Raw genomic sequence first — 20,815 nt, forward strand, 5'->3', positions numbered from 1 at the left:
GTGAAAAAGCCACAGATTAGAAAAAACAAAGCCCCGGAGGTTCGCGGCTCCAGGGCTTCTATTTTCGCCTCCATCCCTTAATGGTTTGGCGAACGTGGGCCGGGACATTACCAGCGTCGTTTTGATATTTCACTACGACTTTGGATAAACGTGTTCGATCAGCGACACATCGAGGAAAACGTGATGTCGTGTTTACCATGGACGCCGTTTCAACAGGAGGACTGCAAATGGATCTGAAATTCAGTCACGTAGATGTACTGGTAAAAAATCTCGACGAAGCCTGTGCTTACTACGCGCAGATACTTAACGCCAGGATCTCCAAAACGCTCGTCTGGGAACGAGATGGTCTGCATGTGCGCTACGCGATTGCGCTGATGGGCCAGGAGCGTTTCATGCTGGTACAGCCGTTGGCGGGGAATCTGAAAGAGCTATTGGATACGTCGGGTGAAGGGATGATTTACCGCCATTGCTACTCGACACCGGACATCGAGAAATCCTATGACGAATTGATGGCCGCCGGTGTTCAGCCAGAAGACGAAAATGGAAAGCCATTGGCTCGTGCGAACCTGCAATCCCCGTCAGGGGCACGCATCATTTGGTTGCCCAAACGCTTCGGGCACTTCTCTATTGAGATACTGGAAGATAAAGCGCTAGAGGCATTTATCGAGGCCGCGTTTTCCTGAGAAAATTCTGCAGTGGGCGTCGTGAGCAGACCAAATGACGTGAAGACGTCGAGCCGGGCTTAAGCCCGAAGGAGCGACAGGCATCATCGTTTTCGCTTCCCAGAACAAAGAACTCTGGCTTCGCTAGCTGGTGGGTTCAAAAAGACTTTATAGTCAATTACAGAGTGCGCCCGGAGCCATCCGCACCTTCAGCACCCAAAGACCTATTGATCGAATCTGTTCTTACCACCGCCCCATTTTGCCCAACCATTTGCTGGAGGATCTGGGCGACCGAAAGGAGTATGAAAATGCTAAACCGTCCCGACAAAAACGCGCTCCGTGCAATGCTGGAGTCGCAAGTCCAAGAGATACTACAGCACGACCCAGACGCGGTAACGACCTATGCGGCCCAGCCTGTACCTGACCGAAAACCGTACACCAGCAAACCCACGGTTCAGGACAAGGCATTTCACAAAGAGCTCGAGCAGATGCGTGCAGACGCCGAAGCTGGAGTGATTCATACGCCTAAGCGCGAGCCGGAGGACGGAGGCGTTCCTAGTCTTAAGCTTGATGATTATCCGGATCTGTAAACGTACCACTGAGAATCTACAGGCGAAAACGGCTTGCGGGCTCATAGCAACGGAGGCCACACGTGAGAAAGCCACCTATGAAAATCCTGATCGAAGAATGGGATGGTGACGGGGCGATTCGAATTCCCGATGAGGCGTTGCAGGAACTGGAGCTTGATGTTGGCGACACGCTGTATTTGATAGAGGAATTTGTCGGCAACACGCGCTGCCTTGTCCTATCAAAAACGCCTCAGATTGCGGATCGAATAGACGAGCTCACTGAAGCTTGGACTAGCGGACAGCCAAGCAACGCCGAGGTGAAATAAGGCATCCGTAATACGCTTCTTGAATTAATCATGACGGGCCAACTGTGGAGTGACTCGCCCAGGGCATGTGAAGACTTGGGGCCTAGCCGGGCTTAAGCCCGAAGGAGCGATAGCCAAAGTAGCTTTAGCTCCGCAGCTCAACGAGTCGCTATCGAATATCACACAAGAACTCCCCTCTCCAATCGACCGATAAGATCGAAGACGGCCTTCGTTTCCACCCTCGTCCTCATCATATCCAGAGGACGCTTCGAACCAAGCCCACGAACTGGCGTGCTCATCCATTCCGTTGCAGTGGCGACATCATTTTCGAACAGGGAAAGGGCTTCTTCAAAGACAGCTATCAATGCGATGAGGCGGTCGCTTTCTACGGTGTTAAACCGCCCTGCTTCCGCTCTACGCGCCAACGTTGTGGGCGGCACACAAATAGCCTTGGAGATATCCCCTCGCTGCATCTCCAGTAGGCTCGCTATCCGGTCGAGGAATTCAAAGGGCAGCCCTTCGCGAATCAGGTCATGAAGACTGGTACCGCGTGACGGCAGCCCGAGGGTCATCCAAATGCTCTGTGAGATCTGGGGCACGGGTTGGTATTCCTTGATCGATGACATCACTTTCACCTCCATCTGAAACCTACCACCAGTTGACCCGAACCAGCGGCATCTCCATTGCCCTCAGCGTAGGTCTATTAGAACGTAAAGAGAAGGCATCTGCAGTCAGGCTGGAGCGAAAGTGCTAACGTGCGCGAGTGTTCACTTAGCAGCCTCTAAGTCCCATGTCCGTCGCCGAAAATCTATTAGCGTTTACCTTCGCAGCCACTCTACTGACGCTGACGCCAGGCCTCGATACCGCATTGGTCTTGAGAACCGCAACTGTGGAAGGTAAACAACAGGCATTCCGAGCTGCGTTGGGCATCAATGCTGGCTGCCTGCTGTGGGGCGCCGCTGTCGCCTTTGGTCTGGGTGCGTTGATTGCAGTTTCTGAGCTGGCATTCAATCTCTTGAAATACTGTGGCGCCGCTTACCTAGCCTGGCTTGGTTTGAATATGCTTTTGCGTCCACGTACCTCACTGTCGCCCGCTGAAACCGACGGAAAGCCAAATGCAAACTGGTTTCTGAAGGGAATGATGGGGAACGTCCTTAATCCCAAGGTTGGCATTTTCTACGTCTCTTTTCTACCTCAGTTCATTCCCCAAGGGCACTTCTTGATTGCCTGGACATTTGGCTTGGTCAGCATCCATGTGGCGCTCGGTTTACTGTGGTCGTCAATGTTGATTGGCGCCACTCAACCACTGGCTGGCATTTTGCGGCGTGAAAATGTGACCAAGTGGATGGATCGCACCACCGGTATGGTCTTTGTTTTGTTTGCCACTCGGCTGGCTTTCAGCAAGCGTTGAGAACGGCATCTCCCCCTGCTATCACATTTTCATCAATGATTGGGGTGATACCTGCCGAGGCAGTATTCCTACTGTTTTTTCAAGCGACCTGAACAGGATGCTTCGCCAAAGCATTGATCTAGAGCCTTTGTTTCATTTTTATACATCTGAAAAGTACGCTACGATCCGCCGCACCAAAACGCATAGGGATTGCAGATGAACGTCAGAATTGAAGCGCATGAGGAAGGCAGTGGATGCACGGTCTGGCTCGACAACAATGCAGTGTCGTTCCAGAACCTGGAGGAAGCGAAGACTACGTGACTCAGTTGCAGGAACGGATTGAAGCCGCATCTAGTTCATTCGCTCAAGGAACAACAGATTCCGAGCAAATGTAAGCGTTCTGCCTAGCAGCAGCTTTGGCTGTAAGTTATGGAGGGCTCAGCGCTGCCGGGATTGAAGTAAAGCTGTTCATCGCGCCACCCAAAGCGTGGCTTAGGCGGACTGGCTTTAAGTGGTGGATGCGGGTCACGCGAGCTTGATGGCCCCGCCTTGGATATCGTCCCGCGCCAATCGCAAGTCATTGGCGTCTTGGTTGAGCCGATGAATCAGGTTCAGCAATCGTTGGCGCAACACCTCATCCTGGAGTTGCTCAGCAGCACGCATCACATCAAGCGCCGCTGCCTCATTGTTGGTGGCAACGGCGTCGAGCAGTTTGCGCATGCTTCTTGATGGTCGATTCATCTCCAACTCCCTGGATTTCAGTGACGCGAATCATATGGCCAGAATGTTTCGTCAGTATTTCAGCTGCACGAACTGGCTTGAATCACCGGCTCCGGCTGGTTTCCCCTTCCAAAAGTACGTTTTGAAGGCGCTCCAGGTTAAGTCGCTGACTCTCAACCTCCGCTTCCTCTTGAGCCTGATAGGTGTTCTTGAGACGTAGTTTCTCTTCGTTGTCATAGACGTTCATTCCTATGGACGCAGTCTCGCAGTAGAACCGCGCTCCGTTACGCATTGATCCCGTTTCCATTGAGATTCAGCATCGTCCGGAACTCCAAGCTTGCGACGTCTCGATCATCTGGCGAGCACCCGGAAGTAACGCCGACCCGCCAGCTACACTGATTCGATACATTTCTGCACAGAGACTTCGACCATGGCTACCAAAACCGCAATCGTATTCGCTGGCGGCGGCAGCTTGGGTGCTGTCCAAGTGGGTATGTTGCGGGCCTTGGTCGAGGCCAACATTCGATTCGACATGGTGGTAGGCGCTTCGGTGGGCGCCATCAACGGTGCCTATTTTGCTGCAAGACCCGATACCGAAGGCGTCGAGGCACTTGCCGGTTTCTGGCGTGGCCTGAGTAAAACGGACATCTTTCCCCTGTCTTGGCTCGATACCTGTAGAGGACTGATCAATCGGCGTGGCTTTCTGTTGCAGCCGGCGGCCTTGAACCGATTGCTGGGACAGGCACTACCCATCCACCGCATTGAGAATGCGGTATTACCCCTGCACATCGTCACCACCGACCTGCTCAGCGGTGCCGAGACCGTTCTGTCCAGTGGCGAACTCGGGCAGGCGTTACTGGCCAGCGCTGCCATCCCGCTGGTGTTCCCCTGCGTTCAAATTGCCGATCAGTTCCTGATTGACGGTGGCGTGGCAAGCAATACACCTATTTCAACTGCCGTAGCCTTGGGCGCCACCAACGTAGTGGTGGTTCCTACAGGAGTGAGTTGCGCCCTACCACAACCGCCCCGAGGCTTGATCGCCTTAGCCCTACATACCGTCAACCTGATGAGCATGCGCCAGTTGGTGAGTGACATCGAACGCTTCCGCACTCTCACCAGCCTGCACATCGTCCCGCCCTTGTGCCCTGTGGATGTCTCGGTGTTCAACTTTGACCAGACCGAGTCTTTGCTGCAGCGTGCCTATGAGCAGACCCTCCGGTGGCTGGAACGTGGGGGGCTCGAACGCACTAAGGTACCTGGTGCCCTGACCATCCATTCACATGCCCATGAGCATTGAGTGATGTGAATTATCTATAAAAGAGGCTCTCAACACTCCGTGCAATGTTGCGAGAGTACCTAGGAGAGGTTGAGCATGCCCCACTTCGATCTTGACCTATGCCGAGTGTCCTGTGAGCACTACATCACCTGGAAAGCCGCGATCAATTTCCAGCCACTGGGGCATTGACTGACACCTCAAAATTTGTCTCTCCCCTCCTGGAAGAGCTAAGCCAAGCCGGGCCTTGCCCGAATGAACGAATGAACGAATAAAACGAATAAACGAATAAACGAATAAAACGAATAAAACGAATAAAACGAATAAAACGAATAAAACGGTCAGCATTCACCTTTGAGTGAAGCGAGTGACGAAATTCAAACGACAACTCCCCTCTCCAGCCGACCGATACGAGCGAAGACGGATTTCGTTTCCAGTCTCATCGCTCTTGAAGGGCATTCTCACGTTCCTGTCGATGCAGCGGGCGAATGAAATCTCCGAGTTGATACCGTAAAGATGGACGCGGAATGATCAAAAAACTCTAAACAGCTACGCGGCGAACTCGACGTAGCTCGACTCCCCTCCTCCAGTCGCGCCCGACATCCAACCCCATACGAAGGTCAGGGTGGTACGTCCTGCGTGATCAACGCCTACTTTTCCACGAGACCAGCCGGCAAGCATTTCACCATCCGTAGTTAAGCAGTGAAAAAGAAGCTCAATGGTATTGGGGCCTGTCACGCGTCCAACTTGATTACCCATGCGGATCCGGCCGCCTTGGTAAGTGCTCGAAATGGCATTTCCCTCCACATGGTAATGAAATACTGTGCCTGCACCGGATAGCCCATTGGCGTTATCCGCTACCGTAAATCGACGATTGTTCAAACGCTCGCTGATTTGAGAAAAAGGGATATCCATAAAATGTCGCGTCCTTCAGTTGAGTTGTTCCAATTCAGTCTTCGATCAGGCCTCGGCTTCAGTCAAGTATCGCTCACCTATTTTTGACAGACCTATCGTTCCGGCAGCGTGCACAACAGCTTGGTGTATCGCGATTTTATGCATAGTAACTGTCGCAGCGTTACCAACAGAAAAGTGCGTTACGAGCCAATGGATACAGCGTCAAGAGTTCAAAACTGGACTTGCCCCTACAAAACCGGACACCAACTCCCCATTAAATTGATGCCGCCGCCAAGCGCCTGAACTCCCTCGGTGAGCGATAGTTCAAAGCACTGTGCGGATGCTGCTCGTTGTAATGCTCGAAGGCAATGACCAGGTTGCGCAGCGCCGTTTCTCGATCCGGCTTGGATATGTGCGCCACGTAGTCCCACTTGATCATCTTCACGAAGCTTTCGGTCATGCCGTTGCTCTGCGGGCTGCGTACCGGGGTGGTCACCGGCTGCAAGCCTATCTGCCGAGCAAACAGGCGCGTCTGCTCGGCGGTGTACGCCGAACCGTTATTGCTGAGCCACTGCACCGGTGTTGTAGGCAGTTGATCACCGAAGCGCTTCTCCACGCTTTCCAGCATCAAGTCGCGGATGTCATCGCCGCTGTACCCGGTCGGGCTGGCGACCCAGCCGATGGCCTCGCGATCGCAGCAATCCAGGGCGAAGGTCACGCTCCGTTTGGCGCCGTCCTCGCAGCGGAACTCAAAGCCGTCCGAGCACCATCGCGTATCGCTGGTTTTCACCGCAATGCGGCCTTCGTGCCGACGCGGTACACCGGGCTGTTTGATTCGGTGCTCCAGCAGCAAATTGTGATCACGCATGACCCGGTAAACCCGCTTCACGTTGATCGGGGGCTGCAACTGGCGTTCACGGGCACGGCGCAGCAATCCCCAGACCCGACGGTAGCCGTAGCTGGGCAGTTCGTTGACCTGTTGCTGGATTTCAACTACCAGCTCAGCATCGTTCACAGGCCGGCTTCGCCGTACTTTGGGCGATGCCGATTGCTTGATTCGAACCGTTAATTGCGAGCGCGCCACACCGAGACATTCGCTGACCAGCTTCACTGGTCGTCCCCCGGCAACAAGGGTGAATGCGCAATCCATTTTCGCGACCGGGCGATCTCCACGGCCTCTTTGAGGATTTCTGCTTACATCGTTTTCTTGCCCAGCATCTGTTGCAGTTCACGGATCTGCTTGAGCGCATCGCTCAGCTCGGACGCCGGCACCACCGCTTCACCGGCACTGACCGCCGACAAGCTGCCGTCCTGATACAGCTTGCGCCAAAGGAATAACTGGTTGGCATTGATGCCGTTGCGCCGAGCGACAACCGACACACTTTGCCCTGGCTCAAGGCTCTCGCGAACCATCGCAGCTTTTGCTCTGGACTCCAGCGGCGCCGCCGCTCCTGGCCCAAAAGCTCCCCACTCTTATCGTTGCTGTTAGTCATAAACATAACCGTTTGCCTATCCCTTATCGTAAGGGGGAACCGTGTCCTGTTTCATGGGGGTCGTTCAGCCAGATCTTAGGCCCCCCCTCTCCATCGGCAGCCGTGAAGTCGTGCGTATAATGCGTTATTTCTCAATTGCTTAAGCTGCCCAATGAAAAAACTGCTTTCCATAGTAGCGCTAACCCTCTCGATAATTACTCCCGCCTTTTCAAGTCCTCCATCGACTTTTTCAGAAGCCAAGGTCATCGCAAAGCAAAAGATCTACCTCGACCAGGCAAACAGTCCGATGGGCGAGCTGTATTGCGGCTGCAAATGGACATGGGTAGGTAAGTCGGGTGGCCGGATTGATGCTGAATCTTGCGGCTATCAAACCAGGAAACAACAGAGCCGCGCGGAACGGACTGAGTGGGAACACATCGTTCCTGCCTGGACATTCGGCCACCAACGCCAATGCTGGCAAAACGGTGGTCGAGAGCATTGCGTGGACGATGACCCCGTGTTTCGAGCTATGGAGGCAGACCTGTTCAACCTCTACCCATCAGTTGGGGAGGTGAATGGTGACCGTAGCAATTTCAACTACGGTATGGCCTCCGGGGTAGCGCCGCAGTATGGGCAATGCAAGACGCGGGTTGATTTCGATCAACGTGCTGCGGAACCGCGTGACGAGGTAAAAGGGCTGGTCGCCAGGACAACCTTTTACATGTTCGACAGATACAAACTGAACATGTCGCGTCAACAGCAACAGCTGCTGATGGCTTGGGACAAACAGCATCCGGTTTCGGCTTGGGAAAAAGAGCGTGACAGGCGCATTGCGGCAATCATGGGGTATTCCAATCCGTTCGTAACCGGTGATCGTCGATGGACGCAAGGATACAAGGCGGTTGGTGACGGCGTAGTTAGCCCCATTCCTGTTAAACCCCCACGAGCAGCAGCCCAGCCAACCCTAGCAAGCGTGACCAAGGCAGGTTTGATTATTGGCAACCGTAAAAGTCAGGTGTATCACCTCTCAAACGGCTGTCCAAGCTACGATCAAGTGTCGGCGAAAAACCAAATAACTTTTGATTCTGAATCTGAAGCGCAGGCGGCGGGATATCGTAAAGCGGGCAATTGCAAGTAGCCGGATTTGCCTAGTGGGGAATTTATGGAGTGTCCGGCTCAATAATACGTTATGCCGAGCCGGGCCCCAGAGGCCCGAAGGAGCGATAGCAACAATCAACCTGAGCTGCCATCCCGAAGCGGGCGATGAAGCTAGGCCCGCCAGCGCAACAGCGCATCATTTACAACGAATGAGCGATATAATGCCGTCACGACCCAACTCAACTGCGTGGTAGTCGCTATGTTTCCCTCGCTTTTCGCTCCCGGTGAACTTGAAGAGATTCACGCTCAGATTTCTCAGCTGAGGGCCGAGACAATGCGCCTCAGTACCCAAAGTAACAGCACTGCCAGCGTACCTGCGTTTGTGCCGCTTATACATTTCTGCCAGACAATGGCTTTGGCCCTCTGCTTTGTCACCACGGTGGGAGCAATTACAATCGCTGTGATCAAATACTTTCTATAGTGCTGTACGGTCGTCGGTGGTGCATCGGTAATTCATTGTTGATTATGCGCGGCCTGAACCTCCCCCCTCCGCGACTGCGTACGAGCGTGGCTGCGGATCAACTCCAGCCTACGTGTCTCCGATACAAAGATAAGAGTCAATTCCCTCGATCACCGACTGAAGCTTCTGTCGGAGTAACGGAAGCTCCGATGCGGTTAAGGCATGCGGCCTCTCTGCCATGCCAAGGAACGCAGCAAGGGCCAGGTCAGAATGTTTGACCAACGCCACCAAATGCTCACCCCTCGGCCCGCTGCTTCCTGCCAGCCAGTTCTTCACCGTCCTTTCATTCGCATTAGTCCAACGCATCAAGGTTTTGGTCGCCTGATGCGTGGCTCCAAGCTCCATATGCAGAGCTTTGGCGATTCCGACCGCGTACTGTTTTTGAGCCAGAAAAGAATTGCCCGTTTTCGTGAACTTTTTTCCCTCCCCGGTCTTCTACCTTCTTTAGAACCACTTTAAAAAAAACGAAGTAACTGATCACGGCTTCCGGCTATCGCCTTCGGCGGCTGCCCGATCAGATTGAGGACTTGCCGATGCAAACTCTCATTGGCGCGAGCACCTATAACAATGGCTCAAGCGCAGCCATGGCGGCGGCTTATGTGCGGATGTCCACCGAGCATCAGCAATATTCGACAGAAAACCAACTCGATACGATCCGCCTTTATGCCGCGACCCACGCCCTAGACATCACCAAGGTTTACACCGACGCAGGTAAAAGTGGCCTGCGCCTGGAAGGTCGTGACGCTCTCAAACAACTTTTCTTCGATGTAGAGAAAGGGCTAGCCGACTACTCGACAATCCTGGTTTACGACGTAAGCCGCTGGGGTCGCTTCCAGGATCCAGACGTCAGTGCGAGCTATGAGGTTCGCTGCCGGCAGGCGGGTGTGTCCGTTCAATACTGTGCGGAGCAATTCACCAACGACGGATCACCGGTCTCCAACATAGTTAAAAGTGTTAAGCGGATGATGGCTGGAGAGTACAGCCGTGAACTCTCTGTGAAAGTTTTTGCAGGGCAGTCCCGACTTATCGAGTTGGGGTATCGCCAAGGTGGCCCGGCAGGGTTTGGGCTTAGACGTCAGCTAGTCGATGGCAACGGTACGCCCAAAAATGAACTGAGCCTTGGCGAGCATAAAAGCATTCAAACAGACCGGGTAATTTTAGTGCCAGGCCCGAAACATGAGATCGAGATGGTTCGGCACATCTATCGGCTTTTTGTTGAGGAAGGTCGAAGCGAGCGAGAAATTGCTGATTGGTTGAATGCTCAAGGCGTACTGAATGACCGCTCGAGTGCGTGGTCTCGGGGTACCGTGCACCAAGTGCTGATCAACGAAAAATACATTGGCAACAACGTCTGGAACCACACCTCTTTCAAATTGAAGCAAACGCATACTCAGAACCCACCTGAAGAATGGATTCGAGCGGATGGAGCCTTCCTTCCAATCGTCAGCGTGCTCCTATTCAAAGCTGCTCAGTCGATCATAGAAACGCGTTCCTACCGCATGCCTGACGAGGAAATGCTCCAGGTACTGAAGGCGATCTATAAACGCCGAGGATATTTATCGGGACTTGTGATTGACGAGTCTGAGGGGTGTCCCTCAAGTAGCGCTTATCAGCACCGCTTCGGGAGCTTGCTTCGCTGTTACTCCCTAATCGGGTACTCCCCCGCACGTGACTACCAGTACATCGAGGCCAATAAACGCTTACGGCAAATGCATCCGTTGCTCCTTCAGCAAACGACTCAGATGATTGAGGAGGTAGGCGGAAAGGTCTCGGTAGACCCGCGCACTGATCTCATGCTGGTAAACCAGGAAGTGACGATCTCTCTTGTACTGAGCCGTTGTCAGGTGTCCCCCACGGGTAACAAGCGATGGAACATCCGTTTCGATTATGGCTTGAGCCCGGATCTAACTGTTGCGGTTCGCATGAAGGAGCAAGAAGAAGCTGCACTGGACTACTACATCCTGCCCACCATCGACATTGAACAATCAAAGCTGCGACTAGCAGAAAGTAACCAGGCCAACCTCGAGATTTACCGGTTCGACACCTTGGAGATTCTTTCTGATCTGTCACGCCGCAGTGATTTTAGGAGGGTCGCATGACAGCTATCGAGACCCATCATAGAGCTCTGATGCATGTCGCGGAAGAGACGACAATTCGGCTCATTCCAATTGAAGATATTCGGGTGCTCAATCCACGAGCGCGTAACAAGCAGGTCTTTGCCAGGCTGGTGGAGAACATATCGGCGTTAGGTCTCAAACGCCCCATCACTGTCGCTCCCGCGACTGGCGGCACCGAGTCCTACGAAATTGTTTGTGGCCAAGGTCGCTTCGAAGCATTGCAAGCGTTGGGGGAGAAAAAAATTCCCTGCATCGTGGTCAGTGCAAGCGAAGCGGATCGATACCTGATCGGTTTGGTTGAAAATCTAGCGCGCCGAAAACATTCGAACCGTGATCTTTTGACGTCAATCCAAATCCTTTCAGATCGTGGATATACCTGCCAGCAGATCGCCGAGAAAACCTGCCTGGATGCAGGCTATATACACGGAATCCTTGTGCTTTTGCGTCAGGGAGAAGAGCGCCTGATCGCGGCGGTGGAGAAAGGCTGGTTATCGATAAAATTGGCGACGGAAATCGCTCGCTCTAAGGATGTTGATCTACAGCAGGCCATGCTGGAGGCCTACGAAAGCGGCGTGCTGAAAGGCGAACAACTGATGAGGGTACGCCGCCTCGTTGATAAACGAAAAACTTTCGGCAAGCGCTATGGCCAGCAAGCACCTCGTACCGAGAAGCCGACACCTCAGAAGCTTCTACACGCCTATCAAGTTGAGGTTCGACGCCAGAAGGTCATGATCAAAAAGTCGGACATCAACGAACAACGGTTGCTGATCATCGTCACCGCGATGCGCAAACTGCTAACCGATGACTATTTCAGAACGTTGCTTCGTAACGAAGAAATTCCGGACATGCCCAAACCATTGGCTGACCGGATATTGGGAGAGACGCCGTGACTACAGAGGTCAAGCAGGCATTCGAGCAGCGTGTCATTGCGATTCCCCTCGAGCGAATCCTACCCTCACGTAAGGTCGAACAACTGATCCCCGGAAGTAAAAAGTACGCCAGCATTTTGAGCTCAATAAAAGAGCTCGGCGTTGTTGAGCCGTTGGTGGTTCACCCCAAGCCTATCGTCGCCGATGGAGTGACTTCCTTCATGCTTTTGGATGGGCATTTTCGTTTAGAAGCACTCAAGGCATTGGGGGCAACCGAGGCGCTATGCCTGATATCCACCGACGATGAGGGCTTTACCTACAACCGGCAAATCAACCGACTAACACCCATCCAAGAACACAAAATGATCATTTCCGCTCTGAAAAAAGGCATTGAAGCCTCTCGCATTGCGGCGGTGCTTGGGATCAATGTGGATAGAGTTCACGAAAGAGAGAATCTGCTGAAAGGCATAGCGCCTGAGGTTGCGGAGATGCTGAAGGTTCGCATGGTATCGCAGGACGTGTTCCGTGCCCTTCGACTGATGAAGCCCATCCGACAAATAGAAACGGTTGAAATGATGATTTCAGCCAACTGCTTTACGAGAAATTATGCACGAATGGTTTTGGCCGCGTCGCGACCGGAGATGCTGGTGGAGATTAAGAAAAAGCCGAGTGACGTCAGTGCCGTCGACATTGCCCGTATGGAACGAGAGATGGAGAACCTGCAGCATGACTACAAGCAAGTTGAAGACACGCTAGGCGAGACGATGCTGGTCTTGGTTGTGGCCAAAGGTTATCTCGTGCGACTCCTTCGCAACGAGGCCATTGCCGGCTATCTCACTCGCTACTATGCAGAATTACTTGAGGAGTTGGTTTCTATCATGGAGGCGGTGACCTCAGATGCCAGGCAGCTGGAACGGGAATAGCACCCACCTGCTACGCTGTCCTCTTTCATGGAGGAATCGCGATGCCAAACTCTGATCTGCTCCCTTCCCTGCTATTCAAGATCAACGAAAACCAACAAGCCCTGGAGGCTGCCATCATGGAACTGACACTCTGGGTCGAGCAGCGTGGATCAGGTGAGGTTGGAGGCAACGTGCGTGGTGCGTTGGACACGATCAGAACAAATGAAGAGTTCATCAACATGACGCTTGCTGTGTTTATGGCGCCGGAGTAAAGGCCCTGCAAACTGCTTTTGGTAGTGCGAGCTCGAGCAGCCGGGGTCATAGAGCGGTAAATCCTGCGCTTCATCGCTAGTGTTCGATAGCAGCAATGTCGAAGATTGGGGGCGCAAGGCGATCTAGTCGGTTGCCGCCCCGGGGCGGATGGAGTCATGATGAGGCTATCAATACTGTAGCTTCAATCTCTGCGAGTTCTGCGACAGCGCTGCTTAGCTCTAAATTTGCACGTTCGACCAGATCGACTGGCAGCTCTTTCTGGACAGACACACCCAGATCTTTAAACTCGGCGGCTTGTTTGATCAGATTCCCTTTTCCGATGTACAACTGACCGAAGGCCTTGTCGTAACTTTCACGAGCTCTGTTCAACTGGTTGCCTACGCCCTGCATGCTGGTCAGGAAGCCATTGAGCTTGTTGTAAAACTTCTCTGCTCGGTTGGCCAGCTCGGCGGTGTGCTTGTTCTGATCTTCGAACCGCCACAGCTGGCGGACGATGTTAAGACTGGTCAACAGGGTGGTGGGCGTGGCGACCAGCACGTTACGCTCGATAGCCCGCTGAAACAGGGTTTCGTCGTACTTAAGGGCTTCGACGTAGGCGGATTCGATAGGGATAAACATAATCACTACCTCAGGTGAGTTCAGGCCAGGCAGCTTGAAATAATCTCGATCGGCTAACTCATTGACCCGGTCACTCACCGCCTTGGTATGGGCTGCCAACGCTTGACCGCGTTCCAAGTCGTTATCGGCGTTTACATACTGGGTGTAGGACATTAACGACGTCTTGGCATCAATGATCAGATGCTGTTTTTGTGGCAAATAGACGATCGCATCGGGACGTTGCCGGCCCTCTTCAGTGGTGAAGCTGACTTCCCGTTTGTAGTCGATACCGAGTCGAAGGCCTGAATTGTCCAGTACGTTCTCCAGCATCAGCTCACCCCAGTTACCCTGCACCTTCTTCTGGCCTTGCAGGGCGGTAGTCAGCTTGTCGGCCTGATCGGTGATTTCCTTGTTGAGCGTTTGTAGGTTCTTCAGCTCGGTTCTGAGCTCGATGCGCTGCTCCGCATCTTTAGCATGAATATCCTCCACCTTCGCCTTAAAGCCTTTCATTTCAGTATGGAGGGGATTGAGCAGGTTGGTGATGCTCTCCTGGTTCAGCTCTTTAAACGCTTTGCCTTTGCGCTCCAGTACCTCATTGGCGAGTCGTTCAAACTCTTTGGTCAATTCCTCGCGATTCTCCTGCAGCAGCTTCAACTGCGCGTCAAAGTGCTGCTGCTTTTCGGCCAAGGAGGTTTTAAGCTGGCCATGGGTGTTGTCCAGCTCCGCATATCTGTCCTGTGTGGTCTTCAATTCGATCTTGCACTGCTCCCACCACGTTTTGTAGTTGGTGAGTGCTTCCTGCTTTTCTTCCAGTTGCGTCTGCGCTTTCTTCAGCGTCTCGCGAATCTCAGCCAGTTGAGCAGCCGTGTGCTTTTGCGCTACGTCGGCGGTCGCCAGTTTTTCATCCAACTGCACGATGCGCTGATCTTTCTCTTCGATACGCTCCTTGGAGGTCGTGCCGTTAATGACAAGTTGCTCTTTCAACTTGTTCGCCGATTCCTGTGCCGTAGCTCCGACCTCACGTGCCTGCTTTTCTGTTTTACGCAGGGTCTCGAGTTCGGCTTTCTGGGTACCCCAATCACGTTCAAAACGCTCTTGAACTACCTGTTTCTCTTCGAGCTGGGTCTGGGCTTGTTTGAGTGCCTCGCGACTTTCGGACAGCAGCTTCGCCGTGTTGGTTTGTTGCAGCTCTGCGGCGACCTGCTTTCTATCCAGATCTAAAATGCGTTGATCCTTCTCTTCGAGGCGCTCTTTGAAGGCAGTATTGTTACTGGCTAACTGGTCTTGCAGCTTGTCGGCCGCCTCTTGTGCTTTCGAGCTCGTCTCTCTGGCCACTTGTTCGGATTGTCGCAAGCGATCTATCTCAGCTTGCTGGGTGACCAAATCACCCTCAAGGCGCTCGATTCGGGCCTTGCCGCTATCCCGTTCGGTTTCCAACCGTCCGTAAGCAATATCCAGTGCTGCTTTCTCTCCAGACAGGCTGCCAAGTGTGGCCTGATGTTCCGACAACTCTGCCTGAACACGCCTCAGATCGGCCTGTGTCACATCCAGATCAGTCTGTAACTGCTGGTTGTTGCGCTGGGCACGCCAACTGGCGATCACCCAAGCCACGATGAAGGCAACAATGAAGGCCACCAACGGTAATACGATGAGAATCACCAAATTTTCCATATCCATTCTCCTACGTCCAAGTTGTAATTATTTAAGGCGAATGAGCTCTCAGGTCTTTAGCGTAGCTGACCCCAAGGATAAAAATGTCTTCTACAAGATGCTGAAGGATGTCGCGCTTGATACGCGAATGATGAGCGCTTGCAATAAGTCCTGAAACGTACCTATAACGGTCTCATGCTGGTTGAAATCAATGGCAGGATGCTCGCGCTTTTCAATGATTGCGACAGCTTGGATTACTGCGAGGATTACCCGTCACCCGAGAGGGCGAGTTGGAAAACTTGAAGTCTGACAGCCCTACTGCACTGATCCAGAGGAAGGTGACCAATTTGAACGTTTGGTGACGGCTCTCTGAGCCAATTAAGCAAACGAGACTTTCGTCGCGACCATCTCTGTGCGGAGCTCGCCTATCAAATTGGCGATGGCTCGACTCGAAGTGAGAATTGACCGGCTTATGGCCGTCACCTAACCTGAACTGTTGGGTTTAGTACCACTCAAGGATGACCATGATCAATTTCAAATGCGATGAGTGCAGCAATCCGATTCAGGTCTCTAAAGAGATGGCCGGTAAGCAAGGCAAATGTCCACATTGCGCATCGCCGTTGATAGTACCGGCCCCAATGGTTTTCGATATCGACGAGACGGATGCCCAGGATGGTAAGCCGATTTCCTGGGTTGAAGGCCTGGCGAAGGTCGATGTTCCGGTGCGGCCGACTGGCCCTAAACCTGTGCCATTGGCTGATAAGGCCAAGTCGTTCATTGGCACATTACTCTACTGGATCTTCGGTCTGCTTTTCGCTACCTGGACGCTGACGGTTATCTTCCAGGCTCCGGTGGCTGCCATCCCACTACTAATCGCGACCGTTTTGTTGCTGCCACCGCTATGCAACATGCTCATGGCGAAGTTTCAGTTTGATCTCCAGCCCTCTGTTCGCGTGATCAGCGCCGTTGTGCTCGGAGTCGCAGGGATGCTCCTGTTCTCCAATCACATGAGAAATGAAATCACTGTGCAAAATACGGCGGCGGAGTTGGCAGCGGCTCAAAAGAAGGTCGAGCAGAAGAAAACGGATACGGACTATTTGGTTGCAAACAAGCCAGCCATCACTACCCAGTTTCAGCAGTTGCTGGATGCAAAGAAGATCATTGAAGCCAGGAATCTGCTGCAAAAGTACAAGGGCCTGGGTGATACCGACGTGGACGCCATGTTCGCTAAAGTCGATGCAAAGGTTAAGGACATCGCAAGAGACGAGCAGACCGCCTCTCTAAAGGCCAAGCTCGCGCAACTGGGCAAGGACGACTACGCCGGCCAGGAGACGACCTACAAGGCCCTGCTGGCGCTCTACCCAGGCAACAAGGAGTACACAGACAAACTCGCGGCGGCCTCTCATGAGATCAAGAAGGCCAGTGAGTTTCAGCAGCGCAGGATAGCCGGAGAAGCTTGGGATTATGAGACCACGCAGGATTCAATGAGCCAGAAGCCGGTCACGACAGCCTTCATTGGGTCGACCAACAGATTGTCGTTCGACTTCCCTTACGGCGGAGCGCAACAAGCCATACTTAAATTGCGCAAGCACCCGCGCTGGGGCCAAGACGTGATTCTGCGGATCCAAAAAGGCCAGTTTCTCTGCAACTCATACAACGGATGCAGTGTGTCGGTGCGCTTCGGGAACGGAAAGCCTAAGCAATTTTCGGCAGGAGAGCCGAGCGACAACGACAGCACCTACATTTTCATCAACGGCTACAACAGCTTCGTCAGCGAACTGCGTAAGGTCGACAAGATCTATATCGAGGCTCAGTTTTACCAGGAAGGCAATCGCACGATGGAGTTCGTGGTAAATGGCTTGGACTGGAAGTAAGGTTAAGAGCTGTAGATGCTTACGCCTTTCAATGACTTGCGACAGCTTGGATTACTGCGAGGATTACAGGTCACCCGAGGGACGAGTTGGAACACTTTAAATCTGGCAGCTACGACGCTAATCCGGGCCCTTAGTGGGTGGGGATACGAGCGACCGAAGCCAAGATTAGCCCCTCGTTTACAGGTATGGTTACGCTTTCACTCAAGGATGAACCATGGCCACGTATACCTCTAATAACGCTCAGAAGCGCCTCGCAGTGTTGATCGACGCCGACAATGCCCCAGCAGCAATCGTCGAAGGCCTGTTTGAAGAAATTGCTAAGTACGGCGTCGCCAGCGTCAAGCGCATCTACGGCGACTGGACTGGCCCCCATCTCGGCGGCTGGAAGAAAGTCCTGCTCGATCACTCGATTCAACCCATCCAGCAATTCGCCTACACCAAAGGCAAAAATGCCACCGATAGCTCGCTTATCATCGATGCCATGGACTTGCTATACACCCGCCGCTTTGACGGATTTTGCTTGGTATCGAGCGACAGCGATTTCACTCGATTAGCTTCTCGATTACGTGAAGAGGGTTTGACCGTTTACGGATTCGGCGAAGAGAAGACACCCAAGCCGTTCGTGGCCGCATGCGACAAATTCATTTACATCGAGTTACTCCGTGAAGATGTCGTTGCGCCTACCAATGGTGAGCCTAGTACGGCTTCCGTTGCGCCCCCTGATGTGGCCAAACCAGCAGTTGCTGAGCCTTCCAAAAAGCCTAAAGCACCGGTGGGCTTTATCGCCAAGATCATGGACGACATTGCTGACGAGGATGGCTGGGCACATTTAGGCGCGCTGGGCGCGAACATTACGAAACTACGTCCGGATTTTGACCCACGCACTCATGGCTACAAAAAACTGAGCGACCTCATCAAAGGCTACCCGCAGTCGTTTGAGTTGCAGGCCAGAGGCGCATCAGGTGGCACGGCAGTGATGTACGCTCGTCACAAGCAGCCAAGCAAATGACAGACATACCTCCTGGTGGACGCCAACTGTCCCGTGACCGGCAAGCTTCACGGTCACTCTGGCCCGCCGTGCTAAGTTGATCCAATGAGCCAACCCTTGTTCGACCTTGACCTCAAGCGTGTCTCTCGTGAGCACTACATCACCGGGAAAGCCGCAATCAATTTTCCAGCCACTGGAGGCACTACGGGTGGATGGCAGTTCCTGTCGTACTTTGATCGAGAGTCAGGCATTGCCAAGGTCTCGTTGGCAGGTATCCATTACCCGGATACCACAGGTTTTTTTGGTGCAACGGGGATCTTCGATGGCACTGACCTGCTCGCTCGGCACGGATGGGCTTCAGAAGAGCGGCCTCTGTTCATGGCAGATCACTACCGAGCCGCAGCGGACATGATAATCAGATGGGCACTAAGCGAGTCCCAGTACTGCAATGTCGAGGTCAACGAGTGGTTTCCCGCAGAGATGGACAGGCAACGGTTGCTCGACCTCCTAGAGGTTGGGAGGCCAAAGCTTTGTATGCTGAGTAAGCAAGAAAAGGTGGACGCCTGGCTGCTGTCGCAGTCTCGTTATTAGTTGGGGGGATGCGGACTCAAGACAGTGCTCCGAACTTCTGAAAGCATTACGTCGAGCCGGGTCTTGCCCGAAGGAGCGATAACAACGATCAACGTCAGGTGCTGTCGCTGGGTGACACGCGTGACAAAGCTTAAGCGAGCACTCCCCTCTCCAGTCGACCGATAAGGTCGCATGCAGACCTCTAGCCTCCTGGTGATCACTCGCCAGAAAGTTTCGATCAGCATGTGATACACCGAATAGAGTCTCGGTCTTGTCGGCACCCAGGCCACCAAGTTACTACTCCCTCTAATAAACGAGCTATCTTTAGCATTGGGCGCCTGATTACGGGCGGCTCCTGTACCCGCCACAGCTTCAGGAAAGTCTCGCTAGGAGAGCGCTATGCCACGAATGACACTGGGGGATGTTGTAGATGTAGTTTCCAGAGCAGGAGCACCAAAAGCCAACAAGGTCGCTGAAATAAAAAACAGGCTGCCCTACACGCCCGTCACCGACTTCTACAAACCGCTTCGGGAAGGGATCATAACGATTCACGAGCAAGGCGCAGAAAAAAGCGAGCTCAAAGCCATCTTGGCGAACCTGACCGACCAAAAGAAGCTAACCCACTACCCACGTGCAATCAGAGGCTACGAAAAATGGTGGGGGCGCAAACTGCTTGGATGGCACGCCCCCTACTCTGCTAACTACCATTTCATGGACGTGGACGTCACAGTGAAACCTGAGCTTGGGCTTCTAATTGACGGTCGGCCTCACCTCGTCAAGCTTTACCTGAAAGACGAGAAACTTCAAAAACTAAGGATGGATGTCGTACTCGCGCTAATGGAGCACTCTCTCAGGCAAGATGCCCCAGACGGATGCAGCATGTCGATTTTGGACGTAAAGAACAGCCGCCTCTTCTCTGGCCCAGGTCATGCCGATCCCAAACTGCTCTCAATGATTAATGCCGAGATGGCCTATGTTTCTGCGTACTGGGGTCAGCTCTAGTTATATCCCTATCAGATTAGGGATGAATGACAGCAGTACCTTGGATTACTGCGAGGATTGTAGAGCGCCAGGTCGTCGCGTCGGGACTGTTGAAGACTGGCAACGCTACGGCACGGATCCAGTCAACCTATTGAGTGGATGGGAATGTGAGCGACTTGAGCGGCCTGCTGAATGCGCTCTGACTCTGTGCGACCATCAATAGCCCAATGACACGATCCCACCAAATTCTCCTACCACGACTGAATTGTCACGCCCATTTCCCCCTTCGCAACGCCTTCACTCACATACGATGAAGCCTGCTATCTCACACTCTTGCAAACCTACCAACTAGATGGTAGATTCTGCTCGGATTCACATTTTCCCGTAAACCTACAGGGCGCCCCGCCCAGGTGAATATCCCGTGCAAGATTGGAAGCAAGCTCGTAAAGACATCAGCACCCGCCTAGTGCAGCTGAATGGCCTGTCCCCAGAGACCATGAAAGGTATGGCTTCTCTGGGGAGCGCCGGCGCAAAAACAAACCACCTCGACGCTAAAACTCGTGAACTGATTTCGCTCGCCGTAGCGGTGACCACCCGCTGTGATGGCTGCATCGCTTTCCACGCTGCTGAGGCCAAAAAACTTGGTGTAACTACTGAAGAGGTTGCTGAAGCATTGGGTGTAGCAATCAACATGAACGCCGGTGCTGCATTGGTTTACAGCACTCACGTTTTGGATGCGTTCGACAAACCTTAATACAAGGCACTGCGGGAATATCAGAACTAATTGCTGCCTTCCGCCCAGCCAATAAACTGCGAGACTTTTCATGAATGAGCTTTTCACGCCCTACGATCTGTGCGGAACGCTATTAGCCAACCGTGTCGTTTTAGCCCACATGACTCGCACTCGAACGCTGGAAAACAATTCAAATGAACTTATCGCTCTCTACTACGCGCAGCGAGCGTCTGCCGGTCTGACCACAGAAGGACTGACAATCTCCGAGGAGGGCCGTGGCTATTTGTATGCCCCGGGTATTTACACTGCGGAACATGTTGAGGCTGGCGCCAAGTCAGTGATGCTGTATGAGGAATAG

General features: G+C 53.1%; 20 protein-coding genes and 2 pseudogenes. 17 read left to right on the forward strand and 5 right to left on the reverse strand.

From position 1 onward, the window contains the following. Positions 1-227: 227 nt before the first annotated feature. The 3 genes from MEB48_RS01135 to MEB48_RS01145 all read left to right on the forward strand — a co-directional run bounded on the left by MEB48_RS01135 (position 228) and on the right by MEB48_RS01145 (position 1,557). Positions 228-683 carry a VOC family protein gene (locus MEB48_RS01135; RefSeq protein ID WP_237881069.1) on the forward strand — a complete coding sequence of 152 codons (456 nt, stop codon included), beginning with the start codon at positions 228-230 and terminating at the stop codon, positions 681-683. Between the two features lie 287 nt (positions 684-970). Next, positions 971-1,252, forward strand: coding sequence for a hypothetical protein (locus tag MEB48_RS01140; RefSeq protein ID WP_237881071.1), 282 nt, complete (start codon positions 971-973; stop codon positions 1,250-1,252). A gap of 77 nt (positions 1,253-1,329) precedes the next feature. After that, positions 1,330-1,557: an AbrB/MazE/SpoVT family DNA-binding domain-containing protein gene (locus MEB48_RS01145; protein ID WP_237881073.1), complete on the forward strand. Its 228-nt coding sequence runs from the start codon at positions 1,330-1,332 to the stop codon at positions 1,555-1,557. Positions 1,558-1,715: 158 nt separating this feature from the next. Here MEB48_RS01145 and parS read toward each other — a convergent pair whose 3' ends face one another. Beyond that, positions 1,716-2,162 carry a type II RES/Xre toxin-antitoxin system antitoxin gene (parS, locus tag MEB48_RS01150; protein ID WP_237881075.1) on the reverse strand — a complete coding sequence of 149 codons (447 nt, stop codon included), beginning with the start codon at positions 2,160-2,162 and terminating at the stop codon, positions 1,716-1,718. Positions 2,163-2,326: 164 nt separating this feature from the next. On the opposite strand from parS, the gene MEB48_RS01155 reads away from it, so the two are divergent. After that, positions 2,327-2,947, forward strand: coding sequence for a LysE family translocator (locus MEB48_RS01155; protein WP_237881077.1), 621 nt, complete (start codon positions 2,327-2,329; stop codon positions 2,945-2,947). 504 nt (positions 2,948-3,451) lie between these two features. On the opposite strand, the gene MEB48_RS01160 is transcribed toward MEB48_RS01155, so the two are convergent. Continuing rightward, entirely contained in the window at positions 3,452-3,667 is a 216-nt protein-coding gene (locus MEB48_RS01160) for a hypothetical protein (protein ID WP_237881079.1), read from the reverse strand. Between the two features lie 409 nt (positions 3,668-4,076). Between MEB48_RS01160 and MEB48_RS01165 the strand changes: the two genes are divergently transcribed. Further along, positions 4,077-4,943 (forward strand): patatin-like phospholipase family protein, encoded by an 867-nt coding sequence (locus MEB48_RS01165; protein ID WP_237881080.1) that lies wholly within the window; start codon positions 4,077-4,079, stop codon positions 4,941-4,943. Between the two features lie 525 nt (positions 4,944-5,468). Here the strand turns inward: MEB48_RS01165 and MEB48_RS01170 are convergent. Both MEB48_RS01170 and MEB48_RS01175 read right to left on the reverse strand, forming a co-directional pair. After that, complete coding sequence (locus tag MEB48_RS01170; protein ID WP_237881082.1) at positions 5,469-5,834, reverse strand: hypothetical protein; 366 nt, start codon at positions 5,832-5,834, stop codon at positions 5,469-5,471. A gap of 253 nt (positions 5,835-6,087) precedes the next feature. Next, a pseudogene (locus MEB48_RS01175) lies at positions 6,088-7,306 on the reverse strand (IS3 family transposase). A 151-nt stretch (positions 7,307-7,457) separates the two neighbouring features. Between MEB48_RS01175 and MEB48_RS01180 the strand changes: the two are divergent. From MEB48_RS01180 to MEB48_RS01205, 5 genes are all read left to right on the forward strand, one after another. Next, a complete protein-coding gene (locus tag MEB48_RS01180) occupies positions 7,458-8,423 on the forward strand; it encodes an endonuclease (protein WP_237881084.1) in 966 nt (321 codons plus the stop codon). Between the two features lie 1,085 nt (positions 8,424-9,508). Then, positions 9,509-11,002: a recombinase family protein gene (locus tag MEB48_RS01190; RefSeq protein WP_237881314.1), complete on the forward strand. Its 1,494-nt coding sequence runs from the start codon at positions 9,509-9,511 to the stop codon at positions 11,000-11,002. Further along, positions 10,999-11,910, forward strand: a complete 912-nt coding sequence (locus MEB48_RS01195; protein WP_224790381.1) for a ParB/RepB/Spo0J family partition protein — start codon at positions 10,999-11,001, stop codon at positions 11,908-11,910. The genes MEB48_RS01190 and MEB48_RS01195 overlap by 4 nt, the downstream gene beginning before the upstream one ends. Next, complete coding sequence (locus MEB48_RS01200) at positions 11,907-12,812, forward strand: plasmid partitioning protein RepB C-terminal domain-containing protein (protein ID WP_237881086.1); 906 nt, start codon at positions 11,907-11,909, stop codon at positions 12,810-12,812. Before MEB48_RS01195 ends, MEB48_RS01200 begins: the two co-directional genes overlap by 4 nt. A gap of 41 nt (positions 12,813-12,853) precedes the next feature. After that, positions 12,854-13,063 carry a hypothetical protein gene (locus tag MEB48_RS01205; RefSeq protein WP_237881088.1) on the forward strand — a complete coding sequence of 70 codons (210 nt, stop codon included), beginning with the start codon at positions 12,854-12,856 and terminating at the stop codon, positions 13,061-13,063. Positions 13,064-13,217: 154 nt separating this feature from the next. On the opposite strand, the gene rmuC is transcribed toward MEB48_RS01205, so the two are convergent. Further along, a complete protein-coding gene (rmuC, locus tag MEB48_RS01210) occupies positions 13,218-15,332 on the reverse strand; it encodes a DNA recombination protein RmuC (protein ID WP_237881090.1) in 2,115 nt (704 codons plus the stop codon). 503 nt (positions 15,333-15,835) lie between these two features. Here rmuC and MEB48_RS01215 point away from each other — a divergent pair. The 7 genes and pseudogenes from MEB48_RS01215 to MEB48_RS01240 form a co-directional block, all read left to right on the forward strand. Next, entirely contained in the window at positions 15,836-17,185 is a 1,350-nt protein-coding gene (locus MEB48_RS01215) for a hypothetical protein (RefSeq protein ID WP_237881092.1), read from the forward strand. Between the two features lie 214 nt (positions 17,186-17,399). Then, positions 17,400-18,194, forward strand: coding sequence for an NYN domain-containing protein (locus MEB48_RS01220; RefSeq protein ID WP_237881094.1), 795 nt, complete (start codon positions 17,400-17,402; stop codon positions 18,192-18,194). Between the two features lie 84 nt (positions 18,195-18,278). Beyond that, positions 18,279-18,764 (forward strand): hypothetical protein, encoded by a 486-nt coding sequence (locus MEB48_RS01225; protein WP_237881096.1) that lies wholly within the window; start codon positions 18,279-18,281, stop codon positions 18,762-18,764. Between the two features lie 378 nt (positions 18,765-19,142). Further along, the gene (locus MEB48_RS01230; RefSeq protein ID WP_237881098.1) at positions 19,143-19,745 is read left to right on the forward strand and encodes a hypothetical protein; all 603 of its coding nucleotides are present in this window, start codon (positions 19,143-19,145) and stop codon (positions 19,743-19,745) included. Between the two features lie 22 nt (positions 19,746-19,767). After that, on the forward strand, positions 19,768-19,947 hold the full coding sequence (locus MEB48_RS29300; protein WP_442969043.1) for a DUF7693 family protein: 180 nt from the start codon (positions 19,768-19,770) through the stop codon (positions 19,945-19,947). A gap of 198 nt (positions 19,948-20,145) precedes the next feature. Continuing rightward, positions 20,146-20,478 carry a carboxymuconolactone decarboxylase family protein gene (locus MEB48_RS01235; protein ID WP_237881100.1) on the forward strand — a complete coding sequence of 111 codons (333 nt, stop codon included), beginning with the start codon at positions 20,146-20,148 and terminating at the stop codon, positions 20,476-20,478. 70 nt (positions 20,479-20,548) lie between these two features. Then, a pseudogene (locus MEB48_RS01240) lies at positions 20,549-20,805 on the forward strand (oxidoreductase); the annotation flags it as partial. Between the last annotated feature and the right edge of the window lie 10 nt (positions 20,806-20,815).

Origin of the sequence: Pseudomonas sp. PGPR40, assembly GCF_022014505.1 — a bacterium.
Classification (GTDB): Bacteria; Pseudomonadota; Gammaproteobacteria; order Pseudomonadales; family Pseudomonadaceae; genus Aquipseudomonas.

Bases quoted from the DNA above. Each gene is read 5' to 3' on its own strand.
- MEB48_RS01195 (WP_224790381.1), top strand. From the start codon at position 10,999: ATGACAGCTATCGAGACCCATCATAGAGCTCTGATGCATGTCGCGGAA.
- parS (WP_237881075.1), bottom strand. From the start codon at position 2,162: ATGTCATCGATCAAGGAATACCAACCCGTGCCCCAGATCTCACAGAGC.
- rmuC (WP_237881090.1), bottom strand. From the start codon at position 15,332: ATGGAAAATTTGGTGATTCTCATCGTATTACCGTTGGTGGCCTTCATT.
- MEB48_RS01145 (WP_237881073.1), top strand. From the start codon at position 1,330: ATGAAAATCCTGATCGAAGAATGGGATGGTGACGGGGCGATTCGAATT.
- MEB48_RS29300 (WP_442969043.1), top strand. From the start codon at position 19,768: ATGAATGACAGCAGTACCTTGGATTACTGCGAGGATTGTAGAGCGCCA.
- MEB48_RS01180 (WP_237881084.1), top strand. From the start codon at position 7,458: ATGAAAAAACTGCTTTCCATAGTAGCGCTAACCCTCTCGATAATTACT.
- MEB48_RS01230 (WP_237881098.1), top strand. From the start codon at position 19,143: ATGCCACGAATGACACTGGGGGATGTTGTAGATGTAGTTTCCAGAGCA.
- MEB48_RS01165 (WP_237881080.1), top strand. From the start codon at position 4,077: ATGGCTACCAAAACCGCAATCGTATTCGCTGGCGGCGGCAGCTTGGGT.
- MEB48_RS01160 (WP_237881079.1), bottom strand. From the start codon at position 3,667: ATGAATCGACCATCAAGAAGCATGCGCAAACTGCTCGACGCCGTTGCC.
- MEB48_RS01215 (WP_237881092.1), top strand. From the start codon at position 15,836: ATGATCAATTTCAAATGCGATGAGTGCAGCAATCCGATTCAGGTCTCT.
- MEB48_RS01135 (WP_237881069.1), top strand. From the start codon at position 228: ATGGATCTGAAATTCAGTCACGTAGATGTACTGGTAAAAAATCTCGAC.
- MEB48_RS01190 (WP_237881314.1), top strand. From the start codon at position 9,509: ATGTCCACCGAGCATCAGCAATATTCGACAGAAAACCAACTCGATACG.
- MEB48_RS01205 (WP_237881088.1), top strand. From the start codon at position 12,854: ATGCCAAACTCTGATCTGCTCCCTTCCCTGCTATTCAAGATCAACGAA.
- MEB48_RS01170 (WP_237881082.1), bottom strand. From the start codon at position 5,834: ATGGATATCCCTTTTTCTCAAATCAGCGAGCGTTTGAACAATCGTCGA.
- MEB48_RS01155 (WP_237881077.1), top strand. From the start codon at position 2,327: ATGTCCGTCGCCGAAAATCTATTAGCGTTTACCTTCGCAGCCACTCTA.
- MEB48_RS01140 (WP_237881071.1), top strand. From the start codon at position 971: ATGCTAAACCGTCCCGACAAAAACGCGCTCCGTGCAATGCTGGAGTCG.
- MEB48_RS01225 (WP_237881096.1), top strand. From the start codon at position 18,279: ATGAGCCAACCCTTGTTCGACCTTGACCTCAAGCGTGTCTCTCGTGAG.
- MEB48_RS01220 (WP_237881094.1), top strand. From the start codon at position 17,400: ATGGCCACGTATACCTCTAATAACGCTCAGAAGCGCCTCGCAGTGTTG.